The following is a 25,350-nucleotide window of genomic DNA, read 5'->3' on the forward strand; positions in this document are numbered from 1 at the left end:
GCCTCCAGTAATGGCGGGTGCTACAGATCGTAAGTAAAGGCGTCGACGTAGGTACTGCCGGTCGCCGGCTTGCCTGCGCCCTTGGACGTCAGGGGCACGCTGACATCGGCGCGGGCGTCACGTTTGTCCTCGACGGCGCTGTCGATGCGGATCTGATACCCGGCATCAATCAGGGTGTCTGCCAGTTCGACGCTGACTTTGAGCGTGCGCCCACTGCCGACACTGGCGCCGCTGACCCCGTCAAACTCGCTCGGGTTCATCCCGCTGCCACGGGCCCAGTCGCCCAGGTGCTTGTAATATTTGGCCTTCTTGCCGGCCACCCAGAGGGTTTTCTGGTATTGGCCATTGGCGTCGGTGACGTAGATCGCCAGGTAGGCATCATTGCCGCTGTAGTCCTTGAGCTGTGTGGTCAAGGTCACTTCACGGGCCTGGGCCAGCCCCGGCAGGGCAATGGCGCCGACGAGGCAGGTTGCTGCGATGATCTTTTTCATGGCGGTGTCCTTTTGATCGTTAGGTCGAGAGCCTGGACCTGCTTGCTGACAGCAACCTGAAGCGCAGGAAAAACTCATCGACAGGTGAGGCGTCATTCGCTGAGCGGAGTGCCGAGGTAGTCCCTGGCATCGCCGTCTTCCCGGAAATGGATCTCGAGTGTGTGCAGGCGCAGCGATGCCGGTGAATAGCTGGCTTCGATGGCATTGCCTTTGCGGTCCAACCCCTTGAGCTCGTAACAACCGTCGTCGACCTTGATCCGCTGCACGCTCCAGCCGTACTGCCGCTCTACCTGCTGACGCAAGGTTTCGCGCGGTTGCCAGTCGCTCACCGGGTCGCTGCAGTCGTCATCGGCCAGGGCGTAACCGCTGAGCAGCAGACTCAACAGCGCGGCATTGGCAATAAAACCTGATTTCATGATCTGTCTCCTGCCGAGGTCGGCGTCTGTGGCATACCCTAAGGTGCATTCCTGACAACCAGCTGAATCTTCAGATTCATGTCAGGTAAGGCGTTTAAGGTGCTGCACGACAACCATCACAGGAGGTGCCAGATGCGGGTTTTATTGATCGAGGACGCACAAGGGTTGGGGGAGGCGGTGCGCGAACAGATCGCCGATGACGGCCACGCAGTCGATTGGGTGCAGCGCCTGGACCATGCGCGCAATAGCGTGCGCACCACGCCTTACGACCTGATCCTGCTGGACCTGATGCTCCCGGACGGTCGTGGGCTGGATTTTTTGCGTCAGCAACGCTCGGCAGGGGACGTGACCCCGGTGATTATCCTGACGGCCCAGGATCAGATTTCCGATCGTATCGCTGGCCTCAATGCCGGCGCCGACGACTACCTGGTCAAACCGTTCGACCTGTTTGAGCTCTCGGCTCGTGTGGCGGCGGTGGCTCGGCGTTATAGCGGCAATCCCAATCCGCAGATCAAGCTCGGTGATTTGCAGATCGACATGAGTGCCCGTACGGTGCAGCGGGCCGGTGCGACGGTGGATCTCACCGCGCGGGAGTGGGCGCTGTTCGAGGCGTTTGTGCAGCGCCCCAGCGCGTTGCTGTCCAAGTCGCAGCTGGAAGAACGGTTGTATGCCTTCGGTGCCGAAATCGAGAGCAATACCATCGAGGTCTATATCAGCCGTCTGCGTAAAAAACTCGGGCGCGACCTGATTGAAACCGTGCGCGGCATGGGCTATCGGTTGATGTCCGCATGAAGCCGCCGTCAAGCCTGCAAAAACGTCTCGGCCTGGGGTTGACGTTGGGCACGACCCTGCTTTGGCTGGCGGCGACCGTCGGCGCCTGGCTGGTGGTGCAACATGAATTGAACGAGGCCTTCGACAGTGCGCTGGAAGAGACTGCGCAGCGCATCTTGCCCTTGGCTGTGCTGGAAATCAGCAACCGGGAAACCCCCCGTGAAGCGCAGCATGTCGCCACCCTGAAAATGCACAATGAATACCTGACGTATCTGGTGCGTGATGCCAAGGGCGAGATCCTGATGCAGTCCCACGACGCCAACCCGAAGATCTTCAACAAACAACCGGTCGAAGGCTTTTCAACCACTAAAAAATACCGTCTGTACGGCGCCAGTGCGCTGCGTGAGACGGTGTTCATCGAAATTGCCGAACCTCTGAAACATCGCCGTGAAGCCGCGCGGGAAGCGTTGCTTGCCTTGTTGTTGCCATTGCTGGCGCTGATTCCCATCAGCCTGTTTGGCACCTGGATGTTTGTACGCCTCAGCCTGCGCAGTGTATTGGCCTATCGTCGTGCCGTGGAGGCGCGCGGCGTGGGTGACCTGTCGCCGATCAACGTGGCGCGATTGCCAGCTGAAATCGGCCCGCTGGCCGAGGCGGTCAATCATCTGCTGGAGCGCTTGCGCAAGGCTTTGGAGGCCGAGCGCAGCTTTACGGCCAACAGCGCCCATGAACTGCGCACGCCACTGGCCGCGACCTTGGCGCAGGTCCAGCGTTTGCATCACGAAGCGCCCGAAGGCCCGTTGCGATTACGGGCGGCTAAAATCGAAAACTCGTTGCGCGAACTGACGCGGCTCTCGGAAAAACTCATGCAACTGGCCAAGGCCGAGGGTGGGGGGCTGTTGTCCGAAACGCCTCAGGACCTCATTCCGTTGCTGGCCCATGTGGTCGATGAATGGAACCACAACAGTGGGCACCGGATCGAGTTGCACCTGCCAACCCAGGCCAGTGTGTATTCGGCGATTGATCCGGACGCTTTCGCCATCCTGTTGCGCAACTTGATCGAGAACGCGCTCAAGTACGGCGCGGCGGATCAACCGGTCGAAGTCAGCCTCACCGACCAAGCGATGCTGCGGGTGGTCAATGGTGGCCCGGCGGTGCCAGAGCCGGTGTTGCGGCGCCTTACCGAGCGCTTTGTGCGGGGTAACAGTGAAACCAGCGGGTCAGGGTTGGGGTTGGCGATTGCCAAAACCATTGTGCAGGGTGTCAACGCGAGAATACGGCTGCTCTCGCCGGCGACAGGTCGAACGGATGGATTCGAAGTCTGCATCTGGTTTGCGCTCGCGGCGAATGTCGAAGGCTGAGGGCACTTGATAAAGGGCAGGAGCGTTATGGCCAAGCTTGATGTCAGCCACCGTCAGATCGACAATCCATGAGTGACCGTGTGATGCGAACCGACAGGCGTGATCGCCTGAGGAGGTTTTCAAATGAGCCCCTCATCGCCCACCCTCCTGCAGGACCGAGCCGCTGCCGGGCGACGTCTGGTGGAACCGCTGCTCAAGTACGCGCATCGCCCCGATGTCATCATCCTCGCCTTGCCCCGTGGCGGTGTGCCGGTCGCTTATGAAGTGGCCGCTGCACTGGACGTTCGTCTGGACCTGATGCTGGTGCGCAAGCTGGGCGTTCCGTCTCATCAAGAGTTCGCCATGGGCGCCATCGCCAGCGGCGGCATCCAAATCCTCAATGAACACGCGCTGCGGGTTCACCCGATTGACCCGGCCGCGTTCGATGACGTGGTCGCACGGGAAACCCGGGAGCTGTTACGCCGCGAGAAGGTTTACCGGGGAGCACGCGCGCCTGTGCAACTCAAGGGTCAGGTGGTGATCCTGATCGACGACGGCCTGGCGACAGGCGCCTCGATGCTGGCGGCGATCCACGCGGTGCGTGCGCAAGCGCCGTCTCGCATCGTCGTCGCCGTGCCGGTGGCGCCGATTGAGACGGCGGAAGCGCTGCGCAGTGAGGTGGATGAGCTGATATGCCCGATCATTCCCGACTGGCTGATGTCGATCAGCCGTTGGTACATGGACTTTACCCAGACCTCGGATGCCGAGGTCATCAAGCTGTTGCAGCGGGCGTGGCAGCGAGAGTCCAGCGCCGCTCAGCACTGGTGACTCAAGAGGGATGCGCGATCTCTAGCCAGTCTTCAAACCGGGTCGCTCCAACAATAGGGTTATCGCCGGGCGTGAGGGACTTGTCATTGATCGGGGCGCCGAAGTAAGGAACCGTGTCATCCGGGACGGCTTCGCGCGGGTCGTTGGTGTGTTTCAGGTACTCACTCACGAACTCGACGATGGGGCGGCGATCGGGACCTGCCACTTCCACGGTCTGATTGATCGGCGCCTTTTGAGCGATAGCCGTCAGTGCGGCGGCGACATCGACCGAGGCCACCGGTTGCAGGGCGGCGGAGGATAAATGGATGGTGTTGCCGTCCTCGCGACCCGAGTAAGCAATGGCACCAATGAATTCGAAGAACTGCGTGGCTCGCAGGATGGTGTAGGGAACACCCGAGGCCTTGATGAGTTTTTCCTGGGCCATTTTGGCCCGGAAGTAACCACTGTCGAGCATCCGTTCGGTGCCCACGACGGACAGGGCAACATGGTGTTTGGTGCCGGCTAGCTTCTCGGCAGCGAACAGGTTATGCCCGGCAGTCTCAAAGAAGTGCAGCGCCGCGTGATCCTCGAATGAAGGGGAGTTGGCCACGTCGACCACCACGTCGGCGCCCTTGAGCGCGTCCGCCAGGCCTTCGCCGGAGATGATGTTGATGCCGGAACTCGGTGACGCTGATATGACTTCATGCCCCAGATCCTGTAGGTTCTTGCAGACTTTGCTGCCGATCAGCCCGCTTCCTCCGATGACGACGAATTTCATGGCCGGTCTCCCGATGCGGTGTGTTGGGACTGTCATTAAACACCCTGGCAGCGGTCCTATCGGGGCGGCCATTGGCGTGGGCCGACAGGTGGTCGGAAGTCTGAGGGGCAGGTGGAATTAACGGCGTTTTTTTGCTTTAGTCCACCTATCGCTGGCTCACGTGTGCGGCACCTCAGCTCATGACGGGAGCCCGACCGGAGAGTCCCATGAAACACCGATTCCCGACCTGCGCCGTGCTGGTGGCCGCCCTTGCATTCGGCGCGTTGCCTTGTGTCCAGGCGGTCGAATACACGCGGGTCAATGAAACCGCCAGTACGATTTCCTTCACGTATAAACAGTTCTCTTCGCGGGTGTACGGTACGTTCCACAAGTTCGAGGCCACGCTTGATTTCGACACGGCGCACCCGTCGGCAGGCCGGGCCGCGCTCACCATCCAGCTCGACAGCATCGACGCCGGAAGCAGCGACGCCAACAGCGAACTGCAAAAACCAGCCTGGTTCGACACGGCAACGTATCCAGTGGCGACGTTTGAATCGACCGGCGTGAAAGTGCTGGGCAACAACCGTTACTCGATCACCGGCAAACTCACGCTCAGGGGTATCACCCATGAAGTGGAGGTGCCGGTACTCTTGAAGGCCGAGAACGCCATCGGGATTTTCGATGGCCAGTTAACGCTCAAACGCAGCGACTTCAAAATCGGTGAAGGCGAATGGGCCGACGGTGTTGTCTCCGACAAGATCAATATCCGGTTTCGGATGGTTGCGCCGCAGCGGTAACTCGGCCAAGCGTGCGTGGCGTCGGTTATGATAGGCACGCCCGCGAACACTCTCTTCACGTCCGCCCCAGAGTCCGAGCCACGAATGCCCCAGATCACCCATTTCAAAACCCCGTGCCCCGAGCACATCAATAGCCAGATCCTGCAGATGGTGGTCGATTACCTGACCGACATCAGCATGGTCGCTATCGGGCCGAGCAACCTGTTGTACAACGTGTACCAGTACGCGATCGGCTACGAGGTTCACCTCTATCTGGAGGCGTTGAACGGGGCGAAAGGGATTGCGGTGGAGTTGCTCGTCGCGACCGACGAAGACGACCCCGAGAAGGTCATCGGCTTCCTGCTGTACCTGCCGGTCAAGGACGATCCCGATGCATGCGGTGTCGCGTACATGGCGGTGAGTGCCAGCCATCGGCGCCAAGGTATTGCCCGGCGGATGCTGCAGGAAATGGTCGGCCGCTACCCGCATGCCGAACTGACGTGCGCGGTGGCCAAGGTTCCGTATTTTGAGGCCATGGGGTTTCAGGTGGTGGGCGTGCGCGCGACTCAAGTGCTGATGAACACCCGCGATCACGGCACCGACGGCTTGATGGCCGTGCTGGACGTGGCGCCGATCTACAGCTCGCTCGAGGTGCGGCAGATTCATACGTACCTGCTGCAAAAACACGGCAAGCGGGCCATGCTCGATGCGGAGAAACAGCGTGACCGGCATCTGGACCAGATGACGCGCAAGGCAAATGAGTTTGTCCGGGAGCGACTGGGTGAACTCGGTTAACTGTGGGAGCGGGCTTGCTCGCGAAGGCGTTTGATCATTCAACATCAATATCGACTGGCCCGCCGCCTTCGCGAGCAAGCCCGCTCCCACAGGCTCTAGCTCAACTGAAGAATGTCTTAAGTGAACAGCATTAGCTCCCACAGGGGATTTTTGTTGTCTTTTAGATAGCGCAAAGCCCGGCCAAATGCCGGGCTTTTTCTTGTCTGGAAATCGTGCAGATAAAAAAGAGCCTCAAAGCTCTTTGATGGGGAGGAAGTAGAGCCCTCGAGGCTCAAGATGCGCATGAAACAAGTGGTGAGCTTGGTAGGGGTTCATTTCACTCACCACTTACGCAACGGCTTGAGTCAACAAGCGGCTGCGTAGAATCATCGTAGAAAGTTGGGGGTTGGCGCTCAAGTACCGCTAGTCGAATCCCCTGGCCACCCGGCCCGACGCAAGGCGTTGAGCAGCGTCCCGGCGTCCAGCCCCGGCACCGCATGGCCATTGCCCTCGGCGGTGTCGGAGGCCAGCAAGGCATTGATGATCGCTTCCTCCACCGCTTCGGTGGCGGCCAGGAACAACTCGCTGATGTGGTCGTTGTTGACCATGCTCAGGTTGTCGGTGGTCGGCGCACGCTTGCTCTCGTAAGCGGCCGGCGGCACGTGCTGGTTGCCGGTGGCGAAGGCGATGAAGATGTCTCCGCTGTGGTCTTCATTGCCGCCGCCGGTGCGGGCCAGGCCGAGGCTGGCGCGCTGCGCGAGGCGCGTGCACTGGTGCGGCAGCAACGGCGCATCGGTGGCCAGGCAGACGACAATCGAGCCCATGCCCGGATGCGGCAAGGACGCCTTGAGGAACGGCGAGTCGGCCTTTTCCATGTAACGCCCGACCGGGTAGCCGTCGACGCGCAGTTCGTTGCGGATGCCATGGTTGGCCTGGACGATGGCGCCGACGGTCCAGCCGCCCTGAGCACTGTTCAGACGCCGCGAAGCGGTGCCGATTCCGCCCTTGAATTCGTGGCAGATCATGCCGCTGCCGCCGCCGACGGCGCCTTCGATCACCGGACCACCCACCGCCGTGCGCAGGGCTTCGTCCACATGTTCTGGCTTCACATGGAAACCGTTGATGTCGTTGAGCAGACCGTCAAAGGTTTCCAGCACCACTGGCATGTTCCAGTAGAGTCGCCCGTCATCGGGCTGGTTCTGGCGATCCAGCGTCACCAGCGCATCGCGCACCACACCCAGGCTGTGGGTGTTGGTGAAGGCGATCGGGCTGGTCAAAAGGCCTGCTTCGCGAATCCACTCAAGGCCGGTCGCATCACCGTTGCCATTGAGCACATGGACGCCGGCAAAGCACGGTTGCAGGCTGGTGGAACCGGCACGCGGTTCGATCACTGTGACGCCGGTCAGGATGTCGCGGCCGTTCGCCGTGCGTCCTCGCACATTGCTATGGCCGACCCGTACGCCGGGCACATCGGTGATGGCGTTGAGCGGACCGGGTTGCAGTTGGCCGAACTGGATGTTCAGGTCGCGGGCACGTGGTTTCATCGTTTCTCTCATCTCATGGCAGAAAAAGTGGGCCAGGTTGGGCGCGAAACCTGTGGGAGCGGGCTTGCTCGCGAAAGCGGTGTATCAGGCAAGATGAGGTCGACTGACACTCCGCCTTCGCGAGCAGGCTCGCTCCCACATTGGATTGCGTTTGGCTGACGGGTATCTGGAGTTACTGGCCGTTTTTGACTTTGCTCCAGATCCGTGTGCGTACGCGCTCGGTGGCGGGCGGCAGAGGCTGAAGGGTGAATAACGTGGCCATGGCTTCGGCGGACGGATACACGGCCGGATTGTTGCGGGTCGCTTCGGCCACCAGTGGCGTCGCGCTGCGGTTGCCGTTGGGGTAGGAGAGGTGATCACTGACCGGCGCGATGACTTCAGGGCGCATCAGGTAGTCGATGAAAGCCAAACCCTGTTCCGGGTGCGGTGCGTCCTTGAGCAATACCAGGGTGTCGAACCACACCGGCGCGCCTTCCTTCGGCAAGCTGTAGGCGATCTTCACGCCGTTGTTCGCCTGCTCGGCAGTGTTCTTGGCTTCCAGCATCGCGCCGGACCAACCCACCGCCACGCAGATGTTGCCGTTGGCCAGGTCGCTGATGAACTTGGACGAGTTGAAGTAGGCAATGTGCGGGCGCAGCTTGAGCAGCAGAGCCTCGGCCTTTTTGTAGTCTTCGGGGTTGGTGCTGTTGGGTGGCAGACCGAGGTAGTGCAGGGCGACCGGCAGCATCTCGGCCGGCGAGTCGAGCATGGCCACACCACACTGACCGAGCTTGGCCAGGTTCGCTTCGTTGAACACCAGGTCCCAGGAATCCACCGGCGCCTTGTCGCCCAGCGCGGCGCGGACCTTGTCGATGTTGTAGCCGATGCCGTTGGTGCCCCACAGATACGGCACGGCGTACTGGTTGCCCGGATCGTTGTGGGCCAGTTTCGCCAGCAGGTCAGCGTCCATGTTTTTGAAGTCGGGCATCTGAGCGTGGGGTAGAGGTGCAAGGGCGCCGGCCTTGATCAGGGTCGGCAAGCTGAAGTTGCTGGCCACCACCACGTCGTATCCGCTGCGGCTGGTGAGCAATTTGCCCTCCAGCACTTCGGCGCTGTCGAAGGTGTCGTAGACCGGTGCGATCCCGGTGTCACGCTTGAAATCCTGCAGGGTCGTGGGACCTATGTAGTCATACCAGTTGTAGACGTGAACCGTCGGGCCGTCGGCGGCAACCGCCGATAGCGAGACCGACAGACAGGCGCCCAGTCCAAGATTGATATACGAGCGGTGACGACTCATGATGCGGCACTCCTGGCCTGCTGCAGGCCGGTGATGATCAGGTGCTTGCAGCGTATCGGCCGGGAGTGGACTCACCCATTCCCATCATGGGTTACTCGAAAGGGGTAGGGCGTGGACGCGTTGTTGAAAGAGTTACCGGTGCACCAGGGGCTGGCGCGGGTATTTGGTGCCTTGGGGCAGGACGGGTTCTGGCGTGCGCTGGTCGACACGCTGCGGCTGCTGGTGCCGATGGACAACGCGTTGGTTGCGGTAATGCGGGCCGGGCGGGTGCCGCGCCTGCTGATCGATTTCGACTCAAAGGGCGGTGCTGCCGAGCATGAAGAACTGGCGGACTACAGCGCCGGCATGTACCTGCTCGATCCGTTTTATCAGGCCGCTTGTGCCGGCATCGCCGACGGCTTGCGCAGTCTCGAATCGGTGGCCCCCGATCAGTTCCAGCAGAGCGAGTATTACCTGAGCTACTTCCGCAGCGTGGTGGGCGGCGACGAGTTGCAGTTCATGGTCAACGTCGAGGGTGCCGTGCTCGGTTTGTCGTTGGGACGCTCGACGCGATTCACGCTTGAGGAACAGGGCCGCCTGCTTTGCGTGCGCGATTGGGTGCTGGCGGCGATGCGCCGTCACCTGCAATTGATGCCCCCGGAAGGACCGGCCACCGAGGCGGTGGCCGGGGATCTGGCGACCCTGCTGGATCGTTTCGACGCGCGCCTGTCAGTGCGGGAAATCGAAACGGCGCGCCTGATTCTTCAGGGCTTCTCAAGCAAGGCCATCGCCCAGCAGATGGGCATTTCCCCGGAGACGGTGAAGGTGCACCGGCGCAATCTCTATCACAAGCTCAATGTGAATGGGCATGGTGAGTTGTTTGCGTTGGTGTTGCAGCCGCGTTGACTGGGTACATCTGAGAGAGATTGATCGGTTTTCAGGCCCTCTTCGCGAGCAAGCCCGCTCCCACAGGGGATTTGTGAACGACACAGAACCAGTGTGGGAGCGGGCTTGCTCGCGAAGGGGACGACTCGGACTTACTGCCGAAACACCAACGCCTTCAACCCGCATTCAACATCGGCATCGGGAAATTCCGGCGGATTGTCCAGCCGTTGCTCGAACCGCAGGCTCGGGGCTTCGCGGGTGACGCCGTCGATGAGGAAGTCCGCGCCAAACGCCGGATCGTTCATGCACGCCAGCACCGTGCCCTGAGGGCTGAGCAATTCCGGCAGTCGGCGCAGCACGCGCTGGTAGTCCTTGGTCAGCAGAAAACTGCCTTTCTGAAACGACGGCGGGTCGATGATCACCAGGTCGTAAGGGCCCTTGCCGATCACCTTGCCCCAGGATTTGAACAGGTCATGACCGAGGAACGTCACCTTGCTCAGGTCGTGGCCGTTGAGCCGGTGATTGTCGCGACCACGGCTCAGGGCCGGGCTGGACATGTCCAGATTGACCACGTGCGTCGCCCCCCCTTCGATGGCCGCTACCGAGAACCCGCAGGTGTAGGCGAACAGATTCAGCACGCGCTTGCCCTGGGCGTTGGCCCGCACCCAATCGCGGCCGTAACGCATGTCGAGGAACAGGCCGGTGTTCTGTTTGCGGCCCAGGTCCACCCGGTAATGCAGGCCACCCTCGGTGATCGTCATCTCGTCGATCGCGTCCCCCAACAGCCACTCGGTGGTGCTTTGCAGCAGGTAGCGATGTTGCAGCAAGAGCGTATGCGCGCCGGATTGCGTCCACGCCGGCGATTGCATGAGGTCCATCAGCTTGTGTTTCAACGCTTCCAGCTGCGACGCTTCAGGTTCCTTGAACAGCGACACCAGCACCACGCCCTGCAACCAGTCGACGGTCAATTGCTCCAGCCCCGGCCAGCACCGGCCACGGCCGTGGAACAGCCGGCGGGTTTCGGCGGGGGCAGTGGCCAGGGCCGTCAGCAGATGGTCATGCAGCGTGGAGAGGGCTTCAGCGTTCATCGGGTACGGTCGACAATTTGAGGGGACGGCATTTTAAACACAATTGAGCCAAGGGTGGACCACGCAACAAAACTGTGGGAGTGAGCCGGCTCCGGGCGGCGTTCCGACGATGGCGGCATTACATTCAACATTTATATTGACTGATCTACCGCCATCGTCGGAACGCCGCCCGGAGCCGGCTCACTCCCACAGGTTATTGGGGGGGAGTTATCACGTTTAATTTAACTTTACGTGAGGATTTGGCGATCTGTCGGCTTGCATAATCGGCTCCAACGATCAACCGCCGGGAGCCCATCATGTCGCAGTTACCTGCTTCACCCACAGTCAGCAGCCATCCCCGCTGGCTACGGCTGACCCATTGGCTGAACGCCCTGGCGGTGCTGGTCATGGTGACCAGCGGTTGGCGAATCTATAACGCTTCCCCGCTGTACGATTTCAGCTTTCCCAAAACGATCACCTTGGGTGGCTGGCTCGGCGGCGCATTGCAATGGCATTTCGCGGCGATGTGGTTCCTGGTCATCAATGGCCTTGTCTACCTGATCATCAACCTCGTCAGTGGTCGTCTGAAACGGCGCTTTTTCCCGGTTTCGCCTAAAGGTGTCCTGCATGACCTGTGGGCGGCATTGCGGGGCCGATTGGGGCATGCCGATCTGAGTCATTACAACCAGGTGCAACGGGTGGCGTACCTGTTCGTGATGGTCGACATCACGCTGCTGGTGATTTCCGGGCTGGTGTTGTGGAAGTCCGTCCAGTTTCCACTGTTGCGTGAACTGCTGGGCGGTTACGAAGGCGCGCGGCACGTGCACTTCATCGCGATGTCGCTGTTGGTGGCCTTTGTCGCGGTTCACCTGGTGATGGTCGCGCTGGTTCCCAAAACGTTGTGGGCCATGATTGTCGGTCGCAAGGAGGTCGTATGAAAAAGCGCATTCAAGGCTCAGGGCTGGACGAGTCGTCCATCCTGACAGACGCCAGAAAGATTCTCGCCCCGCAGATCGAGGACCGCTCACGACGCTCGTTCCTGTTGCGTGGCCTGACCCTCGGCGGCGTGGCCATGTTGTCCGGCTGCAACCTTACCGACAACGAGAGCGTCGAAACCGCGTTGTCCTCCATGTCCCGCTTCAACGATCGGGTGCAGGGCTGGCTGTTCAATCCCAACGCCCTGGCACCGACTTATCCCGAGTCAATGATCACCCGGCCATTTCCGTTCAATGCCTTCTATGGCATCGACGAGGCGCCGACGGTGGAGGAAGAGAGTTATCGACTGGAAGTGACCGGCATGGTCGCCGACAAGCGCAGCTGGCGCCTGGAAGAACTGCGCGCCATGGCCCAGACCGAGCAGATTACCCGACACATCTGCGTCGAAGGCTGGAGCGCGATCGGGCGGTGGGGCGGCGTGCGGTTCAGCGACTTCCTGAAGCGAGTCGGTGCCGACACGGATGCCAAATATGTCGGCTTCAAATGCGCAGACGACTACTACACCAGCATCGACATGGCCACCGCACTGCATTCGCAAACCTTGTTGACGCTGACCTATGACGGCGCGGTGCTGCCTCGCCAGTACGGCTTCCCGATGAAGCTGCGCATGCCTACCAAGCTGGGCTACAAGAATCCCAAACATATTCAGGCGCTTTTCGTCACCAACACCTATCCGGGTGGCTACTGGGAAGACCAGGGCTACAACTGGTTCGGTGGCAGCTGATGGCGCCTGGCCACTTCACTGCGCAGCGCCCGCTGCGCTCATTCGCAACCTGTGCTTCAAGGAGTTCCATCATGAAAAAGTTAGCGACCACCGTACTGTCCATGTGCCTGGCGTTTGGTGCCGCCAGCGTGTTTGCCGCCGATGCAACAACCACTAACGGCATGAGCAACGACAGCATGAGCAAGGATTCAATGTCCAAAGACGCCATGCAGAAAGACACGATGAAAAAGGACGCCATGTCCAAGGACTCCATGAGTAAGGACGCGATGAAGAAAGACACCATGTCCAAGGACGCCATGAGCAAGGATGGAATGAAGAAGGACGCGATGTCCAAGGACACCATGAAAAAAGACGCGCCGTCGTACTGATCAAAATCCCCTCCTGCAAGGCCGCACCCTGGTTTGCAGGCGCCTATACAGCGCTGTATAGGCGCCTGATTCATCGCCCGGTTGTATCAAAAATGAATTTCCGCGAAGTCCGCTGCTCATACCTGATAGGTAGCGGATTTGAGCCCGCGAAATCATTTTGACAATCAGGGAGTGACACAGTCATGAGACCAATATCGGCGGCGGGCGAACATCTCACTGGCGGGTTGATTCTTGTGGTTGAGGACGACCCGTTGATCCTGGAGTTTCTCTGCGAAATTCTTCAGGAGGAAGGGTTTGTGGTTGAACCGCATGTGAGCGCAGACGCTGCATCGGAATATCTGGAATTGCATGCACAACAGGTGGGTTTGTTGCTCACGGACATCACCATGCCAGGCAAACTCAACGGCGCGGACCTGGCCAATCTGTTTGGCGACCGCTGGCCCGAAAAACCGATCATGATCATGTCCGGTTTTGAAACGCCGGAAAGCTCCGGGGTCAGGCATTCGGTGGCATTCATCAAGAAACCGTGGGCGCTCGGGCAGTTGCTGGACTGTGTGGAAGGTGCCTTGAAGTCAAAAAGTACCCTGTAGAACTAAACCACTACAGCCTGTGACGATGCGCGTTGTGGCGGGCCTATACTTCAAGAGTCGGCACACTCGGTGCGACCTGCAATCGTGTTTGATGTCTGGGGTGCGCGTCGAGTGATCGTTCACGCAGGCCGCGGCCTGCCTTTCGTCGTAGGGAGGAGAAGATCATGGCGCGTAAATACATCGACTGCCGCGAGTTTCCAAGTGATGCCAAATGCTCGGTCGCACTGTCCGCAGACTCTGAAAACGAACTGCTCGAGGCCGCCGCACAGCATGCGGTCAGTGTTCACAAGCACACCGACTCACCGGAACTGCGTGCTCAACTGAAAACGATGTTTCACGACGGCACCCCGCCTGTTGAAGCACCGCGTTCCGCTTAGCAAGGACATCCTCTGCAGGAGTTGCCGAAGGCTCGAGCCGCGTTCGGCAGCTCCTCGCAAATGCTACATTGTTCGGCGAACCCGCCTGGCACTTGCGAGAGGAAGCTCCCCCTTGTCTGCTCAAGAATCTGTCTTCAACACCCCGTATCGCGCTTTTCTGTTTGATATGGACGGCACCGTCCTCAACTCCATCGCCGCTGCCGAACGGATCTGGGCGACCTGGGCCTTGCGCCACGGCGTCGATGTCGATTCATTTCTGCCCACCATCCATGGCGTTCGCGCCATCGACACCATCAATCGTCTGGCCTTGCCCGGGGTGGATGCCGAAGCTGAAGCGACGTTCATCACCGAGGCGGAAATCGAGGATGTCGAGGGGATCATCGAAGTGCCTGGCGCGGCGAGTTTCCTGAAGTCGCTGCCCGCCAACCAGTGGGCGATCGTCACCTCGGCGCCGAAGGCATTGGCGTTGCGGCGGATGGCGGCGGCGGGTATTCCAGAGCCTTCGGTGATGGTCACTGCCGAAGACGTCAGTGCCGGAAAGCCTGATCCGGCGGGCTATCGACTGGCGGCCAAGCGCTTGGGCGTTGAACCGGCCGATTGCCTGATTTTCGAAGACGCCACCGTGGGAATTCTCGCCGCTGAGGCAGCGGGTGCAGGCCTGATCGTGGTGACCGCAACCCACGACCATCCGCTCCAGACTCCGCATGCCACGATTGCCAGCTATGAGTCGGTCGTCGCCCATGTGGATCACGACGACCAAATCCGCCTACACACAATCTAATGTGGGAGCGGGCTTGCTCGCGAATGCGGTGTGTCAGGCACATCGATGGCGAATGACACACCGCATTCGCGAGCAAGCCCGCTCCCACATTAGGGTTGTGTTGTTTCAGTAAACCCCGGGAATCAACCGCCAACTGCGGGCGCAGTAAGCCTCGTATTCACTGCCGAACTGCGTCCTCAACAGCGCTTCTTCGGCGTGAATGCGGGCGATCAGCGGGATCAGCGTCAGCGCGGCCAGCAACAGGCCAACGCCAGAGCGAAAGGCCAGCGCCCAGCCCACGGCAGTGATCATCAGCCCCAGATAACTGGGGTTGCGCAAGGTGCGATAAATCCCGTCGGTGACCAGCGTATGCCCCGGCTGAATCGCCACCAGCCCACTGAAACGCTTGCCCAGCACAAATACCGGCCACAGGCGCAACGTGCCGCCGATGATGAACAGTAATGCGCCGAGCCAGCGCACACCTTCGCCACCAAAGGTCCAGAAATCGATCCGGTCGGTGTAGGCCGGCAGGAACCCGCTCAATAAACCGATCACCCCGAACGCCGGCAGCACCCAACGATTGGCCCGGTCTTCACGTTCGCCGGAACTCAGGTTGACCTCAGTGAACAAGGACGCGATGGCCATCACCAGCGTGGCCAACACAATGACCAGCAACGGTGCATGAGAGAAAAACGCCGAGAACCGGCCAAGTCCCCACACCGCGAGCCCAAGGTAGGCGAGGGTGGAAACAATGGCGAAAAACGCCAGTTTGGCCGAGATTTTCATAAGCACCTCATGCTGATTCTGTTCAGTTTAGAGGCCCGGCGCCCCTCACGCGTTCAACCCGGCCCTGGCATTACGCCGAATCACCTGCGGCGGCTGTCCGAACGCCCGAAGGAAGGCTTCGCGCATGCGGCGGCAGTCGCTGAAACCCGACTCTTCGGCGATCTGATCGAGGGTCAGTCGCCCGCGTTCCAGCATCTGCCGTGCCGTTTCCAGGCGCAGGTTCTCGATGGCTTTGGCCGGTGATTGGCCGGTTTCTGCCCGGAAGGCCCGGCTGAACTGCCGAGGGCTGAGGCGTGCGACGTCTGCCAGTTGCTCCACCGACAACGTCTCGGTGAGGTGTTCTCGCGCATAGCCAAGGACGGTTTGAATACGGTCGGATTTCGCTTCCAGTTCCAGCAGCGCCGAGTGCTGCGACTGGCCGCCCGCGCGGCGGTGGTACATCACCAGTTTCTGCGCCACGGAACGGGCCAGTGCGGCGCCGTAATCCTTTTCCACCATGGCCAGCGCCAGGTCGATGCCGGCGGTCATCCCGGCAGAAGTCCAGATCGAACCGTCGACGACGTAGATGCGGTCTTCTTCGACTTTGATCGACGGAAATCGCGCTTGCAGCTCCCGAGCATAAGCCCAATGGGTGGTGGCGCGCCGTCCGTCGAGCAATCCCGCCTGGGCCAGGACGAACGCCCCGGAGCAAATCGACGCCGTGCGCCGTGCGGTTTTAACGCTGTCGCGCAGGTAAGTCAGCACGCCCTCGGGTGCCTGCTCGAGGATGGCATCGCCACCCACCACGATCACCGTGTCGAACACCCGCTCACCAAAGGCCTCGGTGCCGACGCTCAGCCCACCGGAAGCGCGCAATGTGCGGCCGTCTTCGGACAGTACGCTGACGTCATAAAGCGCTTCGCCAGCGCTGAAGTTGGCGTACTCGAACACCGGCATGGCCGCCAGCGCCATGGACTGGAACCCTTCAAATACTACAAACGCCACGGAAGTCATCGAGATGTCCTCAAAAGGTCATGTCCGAAAAACGTACTTTAAACGTCATTTGAGACGAGCGTTAGACCCTTTATAACGGTTCACACCCGGCGACCTTATCGCCTCACTGCGAAGGAAATCGACATGGCTCTCTCATCCAAAGGTACTGCTCTGATCACTGGCGCTTCTTCGGGCATCGGCGCGGTGTATGCCGACCGTCTCGCCCGGCAAGGTTACGACCTGATTCTGGTCGCCCGCAGCCAGGCGAAACTGAACGCCCTGGCCAACCACCTGAGTAACGAAACCGGTCGCGCCGTGGAAGTGGTCACCGCCGATTTGAAAGACAAGGCCGACGTGCGGCGGGTCGAAGAAATTCTACGCTCTGACGCCAGTATCACCCTGTTGGTCAACAACGCCGGGGTCGGCGCTGTCATGCCGCTGCTCGGCAGCCTGGTGGATGACATGGAAGACATGATCACCCTCAACGTGACCGCGTTGATGCGCCTGGCTTACGCTGTGGTGCCAGGCTTCGTCGCTCGCGGCACCGGGACGGTGATCAATATCTCCTCGATCGTGGCCATCGCCCCGGAAATTCTCAATGGCGTGTATGGCGGGACCAAGGCGTTTGTCCTCGGCCTGAGCCAATCGATGCACCGCGAGCTGGCCGACAAAGGCATTCGGATCCAGGCCGTCTTGCCCGGCGCCACCGCCACCGACTTCTGGAGCGAGGCCGGCAACCCGGTGGAAAACCTGCCGCAAGAGATCGTGATGTCTGCCCAGGACATGGTCGATGCCGCGCTGACGGGCCTGGCGCAAGGCGAAGTGGTGACCATTCCGGGCCTGCACCAAGGCGACCAGTGGGACGCCTACGAAGCCCGGCGCCAGACGCTTTCAGGCCTGTTCGGCAACTCCACGGCCGCACCGCGTTATCGCTGAATCGGTAGCCTCCGGGCAGGGTGAACTAAGCTTGGATAAGGACCGTTCACCCTTGAGGAGCACCCCCATGCTTCACATCAGAACGCCGCTGATTCTGCACCCGGGCCTGTCGACGCCGGCCCGGCGGATCTGGCTCAAGCTGGAAAACCTGCAACCCAGCGGTTCGTTCAAATTGCGCGGCATGGGTCTTTTGTGCAGTCAGGCAAAGGCGCAGGGCAAACGCAAAGTCGTCTGTCCTTCCGGCGGTAATGCCGGGTTCGCCACCGCCGTGGCTGCCGCCAGCCTGGGGTTGAAAGCCTGCATTGTGGTGCCGAACACCACGCCGGAAACCACCCGCGCACGGATCAGGAAAACCGGTGCCGAGGTGATCATCCATGGCAAGGTCTGGGACGAAGCCAATCTACGGGCCAAAGAACTCGCGCAGGGCGCGGACACCGAATACGTGCCAGCCTTCGATCACCCGGTGCTGTGGGAAGGGCACAGCACGATGGTCGATGAAATCCTCGAAGATTGTCCTCAGGTCGATGCCGTGGTGACGTCGGTAGGGGGTGGTGGTTTGCTGGCGGGCATTCTTACCGGGTTGATTCGCCATGACCGCATGGACTGCCGGATCATTGCTTGCGAAACCCAGGGGGCGGCATCTTTTGCCGCCGCGATCGCTGCCGGGCATCCGGTCAGACTGCCGCGGATCGACACCGTTGCCACTTCGCTTGGCGCTGCTCAGGTAGCCGCTTGGCCGGTGCAGCACATCCTCGATTTCCCGCATGAATGTGTCGTGCTCAGCGACGACGAGGCGATCATGGGTGTGGTGCGTTATGCCAACGACCTGCGTCAGTTGGTCGAACCGGCGTGCGGCGTTTCGTTGGCGATTGGCTACCTGGACCATCCGGCGATTGCCGAGGCCCATGATGTGGTGATTGTGGTGTGCGGCGGCGTGAGCATCAGCGCGCAACTGGTGGCGGGTTGGGCGCGACTATCCACGAGTGCTGAAGCAAGGTAGGGCTGCAAACGCTATCCGGGTGCTGCGAGCCCCACCGCTACTTTTTCAGCCTTTATTGACCTGCAGCTACGCCTTCCTGGACGAGGATTGCTCTGGCCAGGTCTTCGTCGCTGGCGTTGAGGCCGGGATGTTCCTGACGAATCTGCTTTAAGTACGACTCCAGATAAACACCACGAATCGCGCCGCCACTGGCGACGAAGCTGGAGGCGTCATCCCGGGCCGGAATCATGAGTTTGTGGTCCTTGAAGGTCGAGTACAGCGATGCGGAAACCCCGGCTGACGTGGCGACATCGCCCGCATCCACTTTGGCCATAGCGGAGCCGAAGGGTAAACACAGCAAAAGGGAAGAGATGATAATCAGACGGCGCATGACGGTGTCCTCGGAAAGCATGAAGCAAAAAAGGAAGTACCTCATAGTCTAGGATGCGTGGCGGTCGTCAGGAGTTCCCTATCGATGCGTGATCAGTCCAATGCCTGCCTCTAAAAAAACTCAGTCCCTCGCTGCACACACGATGATCTCCACCAATAACGCCGGATCAGCGAGCTTGGCTTCGCCGCAAGCGCGGGCCGGAGCGAGCAGGGAAGGGCGGAAGCCGAGCCATTTGCGCGCGACCGGGTCTGTCAGGCCCATGACGCGGCGCACGTGACGTTCCAGATACTCGAAACGCTTTGGATTGGCCGGGTCGTTGAACGAACCGAGCTCCACCGGGCAGCAGGGGCGGTTGAGCAAGGTGTCTTGCAAGTCGAATTCAATGTGATAACCGCGCTCGCTCCCACAGGGAATTAAGTTGATCACACATCCGACGTTCACCAGAGGACCAATGTGGGAGTGAGCCTGCTCGCGATAGCGGTATGTCAGTCACCTTGATGTCGAATGTGCCGACGCTTTCGCGAGCAAGCCCGCTCCCACAGGGAATTGAGTTGATCACACATTCTGCGGCCACCGGAGGTCCAAATGTGGGAGCGGGCTTGCTCGCGAAGGCGGTATGTCAGTCACCTTGATATTGCGTGTGCCGACGCTTTCGCGAGCAAGCCCGCTCCCACAGGGAATTAAATTGATCACAAATCCTGCGGCCACCCGAGATTCAATGTGGGAGTGAGCCTGCTCGCGATTGCGGTGGGTCAGTCACCTTGATATTGCGTGTGCCGACGCCATCGCGAGCAGGCTCACTCCCACAGGGAATTGAGTTGATCACACATTCTGCGGCCACCGGAGGTCCAAATGTGGGAGCGGGCTTGCTCGCGAAGGCGGTATGTCAGTCACCTTGATGTTGAGTGTGCCGACGCCATCGTCGGATCGCCGCCCGGAGCAAGCTTTGCTCCTATAGCAGCGGGATGCTGTAGCTCACGATCAAGCGATTCTGGTCCTGGTCACGGGACGCCTCGCTGTTGGACTTGCCGTTACGCCATCCGACCCCGACACCTTTAAGCGAACCGGACTGAATCACGTAGTCCAGCGCAATGTCCCGCTCCCATTCCTTCTGGGTATCGCCTGAGGTGGTCTTGATATCGTCGCCGCTGAGGTACATGACCGACGCTTTCAGTCCGGGCACCCCCATGGCGGCAAAGTCATAGGCGTATTGACCGAAGGCTGTGCGTTCCCCCGCACGAGTAAAGGTTTGAATCAGACGGTCGGTGTACAGGTAAACGCTGGAGCCGCCGGCCCCCTTGTTGGCCAGGCCGCCCTGATTGAGCTGCGTGAAGTTGCTGCCGCTGGAAACGCTTTGATAGCCCGCTGTGAGGCCATGGCCACCCGCCGTGTAAATCAACGCGGCGCTCCAGGTTCGATTGTCGATCTCGCCATCATTGCCTTGGGTGTAGCCGCTGATTCTGTAGCCTGAAGTGCCTGAGCTGTTTTTACCGGATGAATCGGTCTTGAAGTAGCGCAAGTCGGTTTTCAGCGATTGACCTTCCGCGATCGCCAGTGTGTGGATCAGGCCGAAAAACTGCTGGGTGTAGTAGTTGTCGAGGTTGGCGTAGTAATACTGGGCGGTCAGGTCCTTGGTGATTTTCCAGTCGCCGCCGGCGAAGTCGAACGCGTTGCTTTCGCGGGTGCCGCCCGTGGCGGCCAACCCCGTTTGATCGCTTGAGCCCCGTCCTGTTGCGTGTTCGATTCGGCCTCCCGTGAGGGTCAAGTCCTTGAACTCGCCTGACGTGATCTGGCCACCTTCGAAGGTCTGCGGCAGCAGACGGCCATCGTTGGAGACGAGGATTGGAAGTTTGGGCATCAGCGTGCCCAGGCGCAGTTCGGTTTTCGAGACTTTGACTTTACCGGTCAACCCCAACCGGCTCCATTCATCGACAGCGCGGTTATCACTCTCTGAAGGAATCATCGAGCTGCCGACGTGCCGTCCCTTGCCGCTGTCCAGCGTAATCCCCATCAGGCCCAGTGCATCGACACCAAAACCAACCGTGCCATCGGTGTAGCCCGACTTGTAATCGAGCATGAAACCCTGCGCCCACTCTTCGGTTTTCGAAGGCGCGGCGGTGCCGTCGCGGTTGTCGTTATTGAAGTAGAAATTTCTCATCCCCAGTGTCGCTTTGCTGTCACTCAGGAAGTCGGCGTGCGCCTGGGTGCTGAGTGCAATGGCACTCAATGCAAACGTCACCGCCGTTTTCTTCTTGCTCATCTGAATCGCCCCTTTATTTTTGTAGTTTGAATTTGGGAGGGAGGCTCCCGCAGTAGCGGGTGCCGGCAACGTTCGATGCCTGCGGGAGCGTTATTCGCCTGGCTTAAATACCCAACACGTTGGCGCCGATGCACGGGTCAATCCCGCGTTCCAGACGACGCTGGTGCACGATCACAGTGATTTCCATCGAACCGGTGGTGACTTCGAAGTCGAGGATGTGGCCGCCGTACGCTTGAAACGTGGCGTCACCGGCGACGCCGTGCATATGAATCGAAGGCTGGTCGTTCTTCCAGGCCACCGAGCCGGTGACGCTGGCCATCTCGACACTGTTCAAGGTCTTGGCGTCGAAGTCTTTTTTGTCCTTGTTCCAGAAGCCGAACTTCACGTTACCGAAGCCGATGCCGCTGATGGAGGCGCTGGGGATTTTTTCAGCGATGGCCAGTTTGGTCAGTTCCTTGAACGCGTTGTCGCCCATGCGCAGCACCATGAGGTAACCGGTGGGGGTTTTGGTGTAGCGCGGTGTGGCTTCAGTGACACATTGCATAGGGGCTGTCGTCGCGGCGGGAGTGGTTTCGGCAACGGCCAGTTGAGCGCCTGCGGTGTTGATCATCACGGCGGCGGTCACGGCCAGCATCAATTTGCAAAAGCGATGTTTCGGGTGAAGTTGAACGTGCATGAGACTTCCTCTGTTTTTGTTGTTGTGGGTTACAGCGTTTTTGGAGGCGAGCGTGTCCGGCGCCTATTTTTCGATAGGCGACGGAGTTGTTATTAACGGTGGGTGTTAGTTCGGTGACTTACAGCGCATCACGGCTGCTGACACCGTCAACCAGTCGGGCAATGCCCAGCGGGTTGGCGTTCTTCAGGGCGTCCGGTAGCAAGCTGTCGGGGCAGTTCTGATAACAAACGGGACGCAGGAAACGATCAATCGCCAACGTTCCGACCGATGTTCCGCGAGCATCCGAAGTGGCCGGGTACGGTCCGCCATGAACCATGGCATCGCAGACTTCCACGCCGGTTGGATAACCGTTGAACAGCACGCGCCCGACTTTCTGTTCCAGCAGGGCCAGCACTTCGTTCAAGGTGCTGAGATCCGAATCTTCGACGATCAGCGTGGCGGTCAACTGGCCGCGCAAACCGTGCAGTGCCTGGAGCAATTCGGCGTGATCGGCGACCTCCACCACAATGGTGGTCGGGCCGAAGACCTCTTCCTGAAGCAACTCATCACCATGAATCAGCAGGCTGACATCGGCCTTGAACACTTGCGGCTGCGCCTGATTGCCCTGTTGTGCGGCGCCGGCCAGGTGCGTCATGCCGGGGTGTGCGTGAAGATTGTCCAGACCGTGGCAATAGCTTTTCAGCGCGCCGACATTGAGCATCGTTTGCGCCGATTGCTCCCCCATCAAACCGGCAAAACGTTCGAGGAAGGCAGTGAACTCTGGCGAACGAATGCCCAAAACCAAACCGGGATTGGTGCAGAACTGACCCGCACCCAACACCACGGAAGCGCTCAGCTCGGCAGCGATCTTGTCACCGCGCGCCTTGAGTGCTTCTGGCATCAACAAGACCGGGTTGATGCTGCTCATCTCGGCGAACACCGGAATCGGTTGAGGACGGGCCGCCGCCATGTCACACAAGGCCCGACCGCCACGCAATGACCCGGTGAACCCCACCGCCTGAATCGCCGGATGCTTGACCAATGCTTCACCGACGCTGCCGTAGAGCATGCTGAACACGCCATCAGGCATTCCGGTTTTTCTGGCCGCGCGAGTGATCGCATCGGCGACGTAATCGGCGGTTGCCATGTGACCGCTGTGGGCTTTGAACACCACCGGGCAGCCCGCGGCGAGGGCAGAGGCGGTGTCGCCGCCAGCGGTCGAGAAGGCCAGTGGGAAGTTGCTGGCACCGAACACGGCGACCGGACCGAGCCCGGTGCGGTACTGGCGCAGGTCAGGGCGGGGCAACGGTTGACGGTCGGGTAGCGCACGATCGATGCGGGCGCCGTAGAAATCGCCACGCCGCAGCATCGTGGCGAACAGGCGCATCTGGCCGCTGGTGCGTGCCCGCTCACCTTGAATACGGCCGGCGGGCAGGGCAGTTTCCCGGCACACCAGGGAAATGAACGAGTCGTCCAGCGCCTCAAGCTCAGTGGCAATCGCCTCCAAAAACTGAGCGCGTCGGGCGGATGAAAGATTGCGAAAGATCGGGTAAGCCGTGGCCGCCGCTTCTGCGGCCGCATTCACTTCATCCACGGTCACCTGATGGAAGCGATACGGCAGTGCTTCGCCGGTACTGGCGTCGTGGCTTTGCAAGGTGCTCGAGCCTTTAGCCGAACGAGCGCCAGCGATGTAGTTGTGGCCTGAAACTTCAAACATGGGAACTCCTGAAGGGCTGTTCAAATGAGGGTCAAGTGAGCCGGTAAATGCGTCGGGCGTTGTCATGAAACAGGGCGAGCCGATCCGTCAGGGAGCGGTCGCTGACAATCGTTTTGAAGCCGTCGAAGATCTCGCTCATGCCGTTCACGACGCCGTCGACCGGGTAATTGCTGGCAAACGCACAGCGACTGACATCGACAATCGAAATCGCGTCGTTCACCACCACGCGGTTCGACTCGACGGGCCAGGCCTTGCCGGGGATGCAAATGCCGGAAATCTTCAGGGCCACGTTCGGCTCCCGTGCCAGCAACGCGAGGTTTTCACGCCAGCCCGCCAACCCTGCTTCCGAACGATCCGCCGGCAGCGCCGTGTGATTGACCACGATGGTCACGTCGGGAAAGTCCCTGGCCAGCTCGGCCGCTTCCGCCAGATGCCACCAGGGCGCCTGCAACTCGAAATGCAGACCGTTTTCAGCCAGTTGCGCATAGCCCTCGCGCCAACGAGGGTCACGCATAGAGCCGGGCGCGACGAAATCTTCGCGCCAGGCTTCAAGGCTGGTGACCGCCGGTTTGTGGCGCACGCCGCGTACCAACGGATGATCGCCGTACAGGCGCAAGAGGTCCGATGCGTCTTCACGATCAAGCCAAACCTGCGCCACCATCGCCGCCAGGGTCGGTTCGTTTTGTGCCAGTAATTCGACAAACCTCACCTCGTCGGCGGGCGTCGCAGGGTCCCATTCACCCTCTATAACGACGGTCTGCACGATGCGATGGTTGCTCGTCAGCCGGCGATAGTCCTCAGGCAGAAAGTTGCGGCAGATCGATGAGTAATCGCCATAACGAAAGGGGCGCAACGGGCGGTCGTTCAGCCACGGGTAGTAATGTTTTTCGATGTCGAAATAATGTTGATGAGCGTCGACGATGGGCAAGTCTGCATCCTCGCCGCTGGCCAGAAAGCTTGCGCGCCAGTCGATCACGGAGGAGTTATCCATGCTGTTCCTCCAGACGATAAAAGCGTTGTGCATTGCCGGCGAACACCGCTTCCTGCACGGCACGCCCCCGTGGCGCGAGCATCGCGGCCACGCCATCGGCAATCGTGTCGTAGGACGCGCGCAATCCGGCGACCGGGAAATTGCTGGCGAACATGCAGCGCTCGGGACCGAAGATCTCCAATGCGGTCAGCACCACGATCCGGTTGTCGTCGTAGTTCCACGGCGAGTCTTTCAGCCCGAACTCCGACAGCTTGATGTGCACATTGGGCTGCAAGGCCAGCGCTTCCAGGCCCTTGCGCCAGCGGGTCATGCCCTGCGGGCTGCGATCCCAGGCGAAACCGGTGTGATTGAGGGCGATCTGGATCTGCGGAAACATCGCCGCCACTTCGGCGGCCTCGACCAGGTGCCACGGCGGCACGCGCAGGTCCCACGACAGACCGTGCTCAGCCAGACGCGAAAAGCCTTCCAGCCATTTCGGGTCCTGCATGGTGCCCTTGGCGCCGGCAATCGACACGTCAGGCGATGCCGAGGTCACCGGTTTGGAGCGTATGCCTTTCACCAGCGGCCTGGCGGCCTGAGCAGCGAGAATGTCCGCGCTGTCCTCACGGTCGAACCAGGCGTGGGCAACGATGGCATTCGGGAAGCCGTAACGGGCATTCACCTGTTCCAGCCAGCGTGTCTCGGCGACTTGCTCATCGCGAGCACGTTCGGCCTCGACATGCACCGTTCCCACCAACCGTTGTCTTTCGGTCAGGGCGAGAAAGTTTTCCGGCAAGAAATCACGGCACAGGCTGTGATAGTCGCCGAGGAAAAAATCCTCGTGATAGTCGTCCTGCAGCCAGGGATATCGACCGTTGCCCAGGTCCCACAAGTGGTGGTGAGCATCGACAATCGGTAGCGCATCCTCGGCCGCAAGGTTGGGCAAGCCATTGCGTTCGTGCAGCGTGATCATGACGTCGTCCATT

General features: G+C 60.4%; 29 protein-coding genes. 14 read left to right on the plus strand and 15 right to left on the minus strand.

The genetic code is table 11. The features are described from left to right. Positions 1 to 20 precede the first annotated feature (20 nt). Positions 21 to 491, minus strand: coding sequence for a DUF2271 domain-containing protein (locus tag KW848_RS05040; protein WP_218536140.1), 471 nt, complete (start codon positions 489 to 491; stop codon positions 21 to 23). A 92-nt stretch (positions 492 to 583) separates the two neighbouring features. Continuing rightward, complete coding sequence (locus tag KW848_RS05045; protein ID WP_218536142.1) at positions 584 to 907, minus strand: PepSY domain-containing protein; 324 nt, start codon at positions 905 to 907, stop codon at positions 584 to 586. Between the two features lie 132 nt (positions 908 to 1,039). On the opposite strand from KW848_RS05045, the gene KW848_RS05050 reads away from it, so the two are divergent. The 3 genes from KW848_RS05050 (at position 1,040) to KW848_RS05060 (ending at position 3,846) form a co-directional block, all read left to right on the plus strand. Continuing rightward, a complete protein-coding gene (locus KW848_RS05050; protein WP_218536144.1) occupies positions 1,040 to 1,699 on the plus strand; it encodes a response regulator transcription factor in 660 nt (219 codons plus the stop codon). Then, the gene (locus KW848_RS05055; protein ID WP_218536146.1) at positions 1,696 to 3,039 is read left to right on the plus strand and encodes a HAMP domain-containing sensor histidine kinase; all 1,344 of its coding nucleotides are present in this window, start codon (positions 1,696 to 1,698) and stop codon (positions 3,037 to 3,039) included. The genes KW848_RS05050 and KW848_RS05055 overlap by 4 nt, the downstream gene beginning before the upstream one ends. Before the next feature lie 123 nt (positions 3,040 to 3,162). After that, the gene (locus tag KW848_RS05060) at positions 3,163 to 3,846 is read left to right on the plus strand and encodes a phosphoribosyltransferase (protein ID WP_218536149.1); all 684 of its coding nucleotides are present in this window, start codon (positions 3,163 to 3,165) and stop codon (positions 3,844 to 3,846) included. 1 nt (position 3,847) lies between these two features. On the opposite strand, the gene KW848_RS05065 is transcribed toward KW848_RS05060, so the two are convergent. Beyond that, on the minus strand, positions 3,848 to 4,603 hold the full coding sequence (locus KW848_RS05065; RefSeq protein ID WP_218536152.1) for an SDR family oxidoreductase: 756 nt from the start codon (positions 4,601 to 4,603) through the stop codon (positions 3,848 to 3,850). 206 nt (positions 4,604 to 4,809) lie between these two features. Between KW848_RS05065 and KW848_RS05070 the strand changes: the two genes are divergently transcribed. Further along, a complete protein-coding gene (locus KW848_RS05070; RefSeq protein ID WP_218536155.1) occupies positions 4,810 to 5,379 on the plus strand; it encodes a YceI family protein in 570 nt (189 codons plus the stop codon). An 84-nt stretch (positions 5,380 to 5,463) separates the two neighbouring features. Beyond that, positions 5,464 to 6,153, plus strand: coding sequence for a GNAT family N-acetyltransferase (locus KW848_RS05075; RefSeq protein ID WP_218536159.1), 690 nt, complete (start codon positions 5,464 to 5,466; stop codon positions 6,151 to 6,153). A gap of 392 nt (positions 6,154 to 6,545) precedes the next feature. Here KW848_RS05075 and KW848_RS05080 read toward each other — a convergent pair whose 3' ends face one another. Together KW848_RS05080 and KW848_RS05085 are read right to left on the minus strand one after the other, a co-directional pair. Next, a complete protein-coding gene (locus KW848_RS05080; RefSeq protein WP_192410682.1) occupies positions 6,546 to 7,676 on the minus strand; it encodes a P1 family peptidase in 1,131 nt (376 codons plus the stop codon). 172 nt (positions 7,677 to 7,848) lie between these two features. Then, a complete protein-coding gene (locus KW848_RS05085) occupies positions 7,849 to 8,952 on the minus strand; it encodes an extracellular solute-binding protein (RefSeq protein ID WP_134098844.1) in 1,104 nt (367 codons plus the stop codon). Between the two features lie 111 nt (positions 8,953 to 9,063). Here KW848_RS05085 and KW848_RS05090 point away from each other — a divergent pair, with 111 nt between their 5' ends. Next, complete coding sequence (locus KW848_RS05090; protein ID WP_218536162.1) at positions 9,064 to 9,837, plus strand: helix-turn-helix transcriptional regulator; 774 nt, start codon at positions 9,064 to 9,066, stop codon at positions 9,835 to 9,837. Positions 9,838 to 9,968: 131 nt separating this feature from the next. On the opposite strand, the gene KW848_RS05095 is transcribed toward KW848_RS05090, so the two are convergent. Then, positions 9,969 to 10,904, minus strand: coding sequence for a class I SAM-dependent methyltransferase (locus KW848_RS05095; protein WP_218536164.1), 936 nt, complete (start codon positions 10,902 to 10,904; stop codon positions 9,969 to 9,971). Positions 10,905 to 11,200: 296 nt separating this feature from the next. Here KW848_RS05095 and KW848_RS05100 point away from each other — a divergent pair, with 296 nt between their 5' ends. From KW848_RS05100 to KW848_RS05125, 6 genes are all read left to right on the plus strand, one after another. After that, positions 11,201 to 11,821 (plus strand): cytochrome b/b6 domain-containing protein, encoded by a 621-nt coding sequence (locus KW848_RS05100; protein WP_218536167.1) that lies wholly within the window; start codon positions 11,201 to 11,203, stop codon positions 11,819 to 11,821. Further along, positions 11,818 to 12,603, plus strand: coding sequence for a molybdopterin-dependent oxidoreductase (locus KW848_RS05105; RefSeq protein ID WP_218536169.1), 786 nt, complete (start codon positions 11,818 to 11,820; stop codon positions 12,601 to 12,603). The genes KW848_RS05100 and KW848_RS05105 overlap by 4 nt, the downstream gene beginning before the upstream one ends. A 71-nt stretch (positions 12,604 to 12,674) precedes the next feature. Beyond that, positions 12,675 to 12,971, plus strand: coding sequence for a pentapeptide MXKDX repeat protein (locus tag KW848_RS05110; protein WP_111448802.1), 297 nt, complete (start codon positions 12,675 to 12,677; stop codon positions 12,969 to 12,971). Positions 12,972 to 13,153: 182 nt separating this feature from the next. Next, positions 13,154 to 13,561, plus strand: coding sequence for a response regulator (locus KW848_RS05115; protein WP_218536171.1), 408 nt, complete (start codon positions 13,154 to 13,156; stop codon positions 13,559 to 13,561). 164 nt (positions 13,562 to 13,725) lie between these two features. After that, positions 13,726 to 13,938 (plus strand): DUF1059 domain-containing protein, encoded by a 213-nt coding sequence (locus tag KW848_RS05120; protein ID WP_192410688.1) that lies wholly within the window; start codon positions 13,726 to 13,728, stop codon positions 13,936 to 13,938. Positions 13,939 to 14,050: 112 nt separating this feature from the next. Next, complete coding sequence (locus KW848_RS05125) at positions 14,051 to 14,719, plus strand: HAD-IA family hydrolase (protein WP_218536173.1); 669 nt, start codon at positions 14,051 to 14,053, stop codon at positions 14,717 to 14,719. A gap of 105 nt (positions 14,720 to 14,824) precedes the next feature. Here KW848_RS05125 and KW848_RS05130 read toward each other — a convergent pair whose 3' ends face one another. Both KW848_RS05130 and KW848_RS05135 read right to left on the minus strand, forming a co-directional pair. Then, positions 14,825 to 15,484 (minus strand): isoprenylcysteine carboxylmethyltransferase family protein, encoded by a 660-nt coding sequence (locus KW848_RS05130; protein WP_218536175.1) that lies wholly within the window; start codon positions 15,482 to 15,484, stop codon positions 14,825 to 14,827. A gap of 45 nt (positions 15,485 to 15,529) precedes the next feature. Next, entirely contained in the window at positions 15,530 to 16,477 is a 948-nt protein-coding gene (locus KW848_RS05135; RefSeq protein WP_218536178.1) for a GlxA family transcriptional regulator, read from the minus strand. Between the two features lie 123 nt (positions 16,478 to 16,600). Here KW848_RS05135 and KW848_RS05140 point away from each other — a divergent pair, with 123 nt between their 5' ends. Together KW848_RS05140 and KW848_RS05145 are read left to right on the plus strand one after the other, a co-directional pair. Beyond that, entirely contained in the window at positions 16,601 to 17,392 is a 792-nt protein-coding gene (locus tag KW848_RS05140; RefSeq protein ID WP_218536180.1) for an SDR family oxidoreductase, read from the plus strand. A 67-nt stretch (positions 17,393 to 17,459) separates the two neighbouring features. Further along, positions 17,460 to 18,392 (plus strand): pyridoxal-phosphate dependent enzyme, encoded by a 933-nt coding sequence (locus KW848_RS05145; RefSeq protein ID WP_218536182.1) that lies wholly within the window; start codon positions 17,460 to 17,462, stop codon positions 18,390 to 18,392. Positions 18,393 to 18,444: 52 nt separating this feature from the next. Here KW848_RS05145 and KW848_RS05150 read toward each other — a convergent pair whose 3' ends face one another. The 7 genes from KW848_RS05150 to KW848_RS05180 all read right to left on the minus strand — a co-directional run bounded on the left by KW848_RS05150 (position 18,445) and on the right by KW848_RS05180 (position 25,337). Then, a complete protein-coding gene (locus KW848_RS05150; RefSeq protein WP_111449117.1) occupies positions 18,445 to 18,762 on the minus strand; it encodes a DUF2388 domain-containing protein in 318 nt (105 codons plus the stop codon). 120 nt (positions 18,763 to 18,882) lie between these two features. Beyond that, positions 18,883 to 19,188 carry a hypothetical protein gene (locus tag KW848_RS31715; protein WP_309140066.1) on the minus strand — a complete coding sequence of 102 codons (306 nt, stop codon included), beginning with the start codon at positions 19,186 to 19,188 and terminating at the stop codon, positions 18,883 to 18,885. Between the two features lie 526 nt (positions 19,189 to 19,714). After that, a complete protein-coding gene (locus KW848_RS05160; RefSeq protein ID WP_218536184.1) occupies positions 19,715 to 21,022 on the minus strand; it encodes an OprD family porin in 1,308 nt (435 codons plus the stop codon). A gap of 103 nt (positions 21,023 to 21,125) precedes the next feature. Further along, a complete protein-coding gene (locus KW848_RS05165) occupies positions 21,126 to 21,698 on the minus strand; it encodes a PPC domain-containing DNA-binding protein (RefSeq protein ID WP_192410695.1) in 573 nt (190 codons plus the stop codon). Between the two features lie 118 nt (positions 21,699 to 21,816). Then, positions 21,817 to 23,394, minus strand: coding sequence for an aldehyde dehydrogenase (NADP(+)) (locus KW848_RS05170; protein WP_218536187.1), 1,578 nt, complete (start codon positions 23,392 to 23,394; stop codon positions 21,817 to 21,819). Positions 23,395 to 23,425: 31 nt separating this feature from the next. Continuing rightward, positions 23,426 to 24,385, minus strand: coding sequence for an amidohydrolase (locus tag KW848_RS05175; RefSeq protein WP_218536189.1), 960 nt, complete (start codon positions 24,383 to 24,385; stop codon positions 23,426 to 23,428). Then, positions 24,378 to 25,337 carry an amidohydrolase gene (locus tag KW848_RS05180; protein WP_218536191.1) on the minus strand — a complete coding sequence of 320 codons (960 nt, stop codon included), beginning with the start codon at positions 25,335 to 25,337 and terminating at the stop codon, positions 24,378 to 24,380. Before KW848_RS05180 ends, KW848_RS05175 begins: the two co-directional genes overlap by 8 nt. Between the last annotated feature and the right edge of the window lie 13 nt (positions 25,338 to 25,350).

This window comes from Pseudomonas sp. PDM25 (assembly GCF_019219045.1).
Lineage (GTDB): Bacteria > Pseudomonadota > Gammaproteobacteria > Pseudomonadales > Pseudomonadaceae > Aquipseudomonas.